Below are 5,022 nucleotides of genomic sequence, written 5' to 3' on the forward strand. Positions count from 1 at the left end.
CGATTTCTTGAGATGTACATGCCACGGTCGTCGCAACTCCCACAGTGGGGTGTTGCGACGACCACTAGAAGCCGCCCGGTATAGGTGAACTCCGGCCTCTTCTCCCTCACCGATAGGAACCAGTCCACTAGTGTCCTCCTCGTCTCCGTCTTATGCGACCTGAGCAATTTTCTTCCGCTTCGTCAGTGTGTCCACTCACTCAACGGCAATCGCCGTGACGCGAACATCGGGCGACTGAGATTGTTCGACGAGGATTGTTCGATGAGCCCCCGAACGGGGCGCTCCGGCCGCTCAGTCGAAACGAAGCGCGGTTATTCACTTAGAGGACGAACGAAGAGCTCGCTCAGCGTCCCCTGAGTACGGTGCCAATCGATCCGGACTACGCCTTTGGTTCTGTTTCGGCGGTCTACTTCTCGACCAGCGCCCGGGAAGATCGCTCAATGACCCTCTTGGTCGAGAAGTTCGCTGCCTTCCAAACGCTTGACCCGCCGATGTTCCATCAAGATTGCCAGGGCACCGACGACGAAAGAAATTACGCACACACATCCGGCGATGACCGCCCACCCACGAAATCCGTAACCTGCTGCCACCAAAGTTAATCCGAGAGTTGCCAATCCGAGGCCGATCAGCAGGTACCCGGGATAGTTGCGCCCGTCTGTGATCGCCTCCCCGACGTGCGATCGATTCGTGCGTTCATTGTCCACATGGACAGGGTCGATTTCATTCGGCTCAGCCACAACACACACTCCGTCCCAGCAATCATGACAACGTGTCACCAGCCCTCGTTGTTCGTTCGCAACGCACGTACCCCGGTCATGCGCGGATGAAACAGTCAACTCCGCAACAAGGGAGGGCATCACACCCAGGAACCGTACGGTTGGCGTGAACGAGCCGAAGAGGCTCCAGCGACCTCGCGGTGATCGGATGATATGGAGCCTGCGTGCAATCACGTGCTGTTTGCACCGGGGAGCGACTTTTCCGCGGACATGCCATTCTGGGGTCGGCACCAGTTTGTGGGACCCGAACCGCTTCTCTCGATCGGCACGCCTGCCCTTCGTCAGGCGTGCTGGCAGGAGCGCATCAGTGTGCGTGTGACTGCAACATCGCGCCAAGTACCTCTGTTCGTCCTGAACGGCACTCGCGTTCTCCGAACTTCGCTACCGGGGTACGCTCGTCGAAACCTGTAGCGCCGCAAGGCCTGCCTCGTAGTTTCACCCGCTCGGTGCCGCACAATAGCGGTTCGAGTAGATCTAGCTGTCGCGCCCCGAACAATTGCGGGGTGACGCTGGATCGCCGCGATTCAATCCGCCGATTAGACAGCTGCGGATCGAACTGTGCCCCCGACATCGTGTTGCGTTCAGTGCCACCAGGTATCGAAGGGTGTGACCGGCACCGTGCGCTTGTGACGAGTGTTGGTGAACATCTTCTCGAGCTTCTCGGCTACCTCGGAGGAAACGTCCTTTCCTTCGAGGTAGTCGTCTATCTGTGAGTACGTGACGCCGAGGGCAACTTCGTCCGGCAGCGCGGGTCGGTCGTCCTCGAGGTCGGCGGTCGGCACCTTGCGCCACGTGCTCTCCGGTGCGCCCAATTCCTGCAGTAGCGCAGCGCCCTGACGTTTGCTCAAGCCGGTGAGCGGCGTGATGTCGACACCGCCGTCACCGAACTTCGTGAAGAAGCCGGTAATCGCCTCTGCCGCTTGGTCGGTACCGATCACCAAGTAGCCGAGCTGACCGGCAATCGCATATTGAATGACCATTCGTTCGCGCGCCTTGATGTTGCCGCGGACGAAGTCGCGCAGTTCGCCGTTCCCCAACGCCTCGGAGGCCTCACGGGCCGTGGCGTCGGCGCCAGGCTTAACGTTGACCGTGAGAGAGCGGTCCGGCTTGATGAAGCCGAGCGCGATCTGAGCATCGGATTCGTCGGCCTGCGCGCCATAGGGGAGTCGAACGGCGACGAACTCGGCCTCGTGGCCTTCTTCACGAAGTTCAGTGACCGCGCGTTGGGCGAGGGCTCCGGCGAGCGTGCTGTCCTGACCGCCGCTGATTCCCAGAACGAACCCTTTGGCGGGGGTCGAGCGCACGTAGTCCTTCAGAAACTGGACTCGCGCGCGAACCTCCGCTGCGGCGTCGATTGTCGGCTTTGTGCCGAGTTCTTCGATGATGCTTTCACGCAGTGTGGCCATGAATGGACTCTAGCGATGTGAGCAGGCGCGTGCAGTGCCACTACGGGCCGGGGCCCGTTGAGAATCGCAATGGCGCAATTGCCGACTTTTCCGGCAGCAGCGACCGCGCGTGTCGTTGGCGTTCCGAGGGGAGCGCGTGGAGCGCCACAACCGGGATCTGCAGTATCTGTGCGTGAGTCAGTAGGCGGCGTCGCGATCGGTGACCGCTGAGGACTTGAGCGTCTAAGTTGCAGAATTCTCCGCGGGCAGAGGGCCGTGTTCCTTACGGTGAGGGCATTCGCGTGCGGCGCTTTTCACGGGTCGTCCTCCACTTTGCCTCCCTCCCTTCAATTTCCAAATCGCTGCTCGACGAGATGGTGGGATCCGCACCACACGGCGTGCGGGAGGTGCAAGTCCCGTCGCTCTTCTGGCCCGCCAAGTTGTGTAAGGGCTAGGTCGGCACTGCCAATTACCGAAGCCACCCCGAGCGCCAGCGCTGCAGCGAATCGGCACAGGGTTGCGAAAAGCCAACCGTCGTCGGCATACCTTTGGACGCTCATTTCTCGGCTACTGCCAAAGTTGGCGTTCGTTGCTGCCGCGGGTGCTTCGCTGTCCGAACCGAAATAGTCGTCGGAGACCGAAAGTTGCGCATCGCGAATCTGTGGCCGTCCATTCCGAAACGATGCGCTCTCTCGCATGCTTTCAGGAACATTCGGGTAGAAAAACTGTCGGGATCGAACCCCCTGAACTGGAACCCCTGAACTCAGGAGTCGACGATGATCGTTAGATTGCCAGGTGCGCACCGACCGCAGGACGATACGTCGCTGTTTACCGAGGCATTGAGGCGTCAGCAGGTGATGGGCTCCACTCGCGTTCTCGACCTCTGCGCCGGAACCGGTGCGTTGTCGATAGCCGCCGCGAAGGCTGGAGTTGGTCGCGTTCTCGCGGTAGACATTTCGCGCCGGTCAATTGTGAACGTCATGCTCAACCGCCTTCCCAACAAAGCACGTGTCGAGGCACGTCGTGGAGACCTCACCGCGGTGCTGACTGAGAAATGTTCGACCTCATGGTTTCAACCCGTCGTACGTCCCGTCGGAAATCGACGAATTGCTGGCTTCAGAGCCCAAGAGCGCCTGGACCGCCGGCGCCGGCGGTCGTGTTCCACTCGATCCGATCATCGCATCGACCCAACTTCCTCGTCCCAGGAGGGTCTCTCCTGTTGTTGCAGTCCGCGATGTGCGACATCGGAAAGACCGGAGCCATGCTCAAGGAACGGAGGATGATTGCAGAAGTCGTGGCGGGGAGATCAATCCCGCGCGGACCGGTCCTGCGCTCGCGCCGCGCGAGCGCTGACCCGTTGACCAGCTCGAACATCAAGCGACACAATACGAGTGCTCGACATCTATTGGAGAGGACTGGACATGAGTAACGACCCCCGGCCCGATTTACCGACCGAAACCGACCTCGACGAACTATGCAACCGCCTGGCAAGTGTCGCGGCGGCCCGAGGTTTGTCGGTGTCAACGGCAGAGTCCCTGACGGCGGGCAATATTGCCGCACACCTTGGTAAGGCGCCGGATGCCGGTTCTTGGTTCAGCGGTGGGATCGTCGCGTACAACCGGGAGGTGAAACGGTCGGTCCTCCATGTTCCGAACGGCCCTGTCGTGAGCGAAGAATCAGCGCGAGCCATGGCGCACAGCACAGCCGCTCTGTTGGGAACCACACTGACGCTCGCCGTCACCGGGGAAGCTGGGCCGCAGACCCAAGAAGACGTGACCCCGGGGACCGTCTGGTTCGGGATCGTCGACCACGGAAGTGTCCACGCCGAAAAGCAAGTGTTCTCAGGCGAACCGGAAGACATCCTGGCTGCCACGATAGAGCACGGAATCAAGCTTCTGGTGCGGTACGCCTCCACGGACGCCGCGTCGATCTCGCGTGGAGTCCCGTCATGCCAGCGGACGTCGACTGCGGAGGATCGTCGTCTCTGACAGGCCTTGGGCGATGTCGACGAGGGCCCTCGATCAACTGAGCTCTAGCCCTGCATGCATCTCAGAGTCGCATCCGAGATATTCGACATAACCGAGGAATTCGTGGTCAGCAAGAGTCGCCAGGTTTCTCGTCATGTGCAGCCTGGCGACATTTGTGAACCGTGACCGGTCCCGAGCCCCACGGCGGCGAATTCTTAGCTGATGCAATCGCGCGTGGCGTCGTAGTTGCGATAAGCGATCGCCCAACCGAGAGTGGAACGCTGGTCGTTGACAACGCCCGAAAGGCGTCAGGGCCATCGGCTTTTTCGATGCAGGGCCAGCCCTTCTCGATGTTGGACCCGGAGCGATGGCCTTGTGTCATCTTGACGAGTGCCCCGGTTACTCGCGCTGCGGGGGCACGGCCGACGTCCGCGCCGAGAGCGGCAGCGCGGCCTTATTGCCTGTCCGCGACTGCTTCTGTGGCAAGTGACCGCGGTATTCACGGGAAGCTCGGCTGCGGAACTCGGTAGGGTCGTGAAGCGTCGGCGTGATCGCCCAACGGGTTCGACGCATCCGGAAACAGAGCCGATCGCTCATCCAGGTCGCCGTCGACCCGACCGGGTCTTTCCTCCTCGCCGGAGTGTAACGGTCAGGCGGAGGCAGCCCTACGGCTTTGTGGTCCTTCCATGCCTATGACGCGTGATCTGGCGACGATCGCTACGTAAAAGCGAACGTTGCCATGGGAAGTCCAGACACATCACCACAACGATGCCGATACTCAGCACTACAAGCAACAGAACAATGTTGAACATCGTATGGGCCTTGACCCCGGAAACTGGACACGGGGTTTGTGATTACGCGGCTTGCTGCAGGCTATCGGATGTGTGAGCGTTT

4 protein-coding genes are annotated in these 5,022 nt (G+C 60.8%); 2 read left to right on the top strand and 2 right to left on the bottom strand.

The window, feature by feature from the left end:
* Window positions 1-437: 437 nt before the first annotated feature.
* On the bottom strand, window positions 438-737 hold the full coding sequence (locus tag V3587_RS30565; protein ID WP_029538621.1) for a hypothetical protein: 300 nt from the start codon (window positions 735-737) through the stop codon (window positions 438-440).
* 620 nt (window positions 738-1,357) lie between these two features.
* Window positions 1,358-2,182 (bottom strand): ammonia-dependent NAD(+) synthetase, encoded by an 825-nt coding sequence (gene nadE, locus V3587_RS30570; RefSeq protein ID WP_256083177.1) that lies wholly within the window; start codon window positions 2,180-2,182, stop codon window positions 1,358-1,360.
* A 755-nt stretch (window positions 2,183-2,937) separates the two neighbouring features.
* Between nadE and V3587_RS30775 the strand changes: the two genes are divergently transcribed.
* Window positions 2,938-3,444, top strand: a complete 507-nt coding sequence (locus V3587_RS30775) for a 50S ribosomal protein L11 methyltransferase (RefSeq protein ID WP_080572315.1) — start codon at window positions 2,938-2,940, stop codon at window positions 3,442-3,444.
* 138 nt (window positions 3,445-3,582) lie between these two features.
* Window positions 3,583-4,149 carry a CinA family protein gene (locus V3587_RS30575; protein ID WP_222671140.1) on the top strand — a complete coding sequence of 189 codons (567 nt, stop codon included), beginning with the start codon at window positions 3,583-3,585 and terminating at the stop codon, window positions 4,147-4,149.
* Window positions 4,150-5,022 lie beyond the last annotated feature (873 nt).

The organism is Rhodococcus sp. IEGM 1306 (assembly GCF_036541985.1).
GTDB lineage: Bacteria > Actinomycetota > Actinomycetes > Mycobacteriales > Mycobacteriaceae > Rhodococcus_F > Rhodococcus_F qingshengii.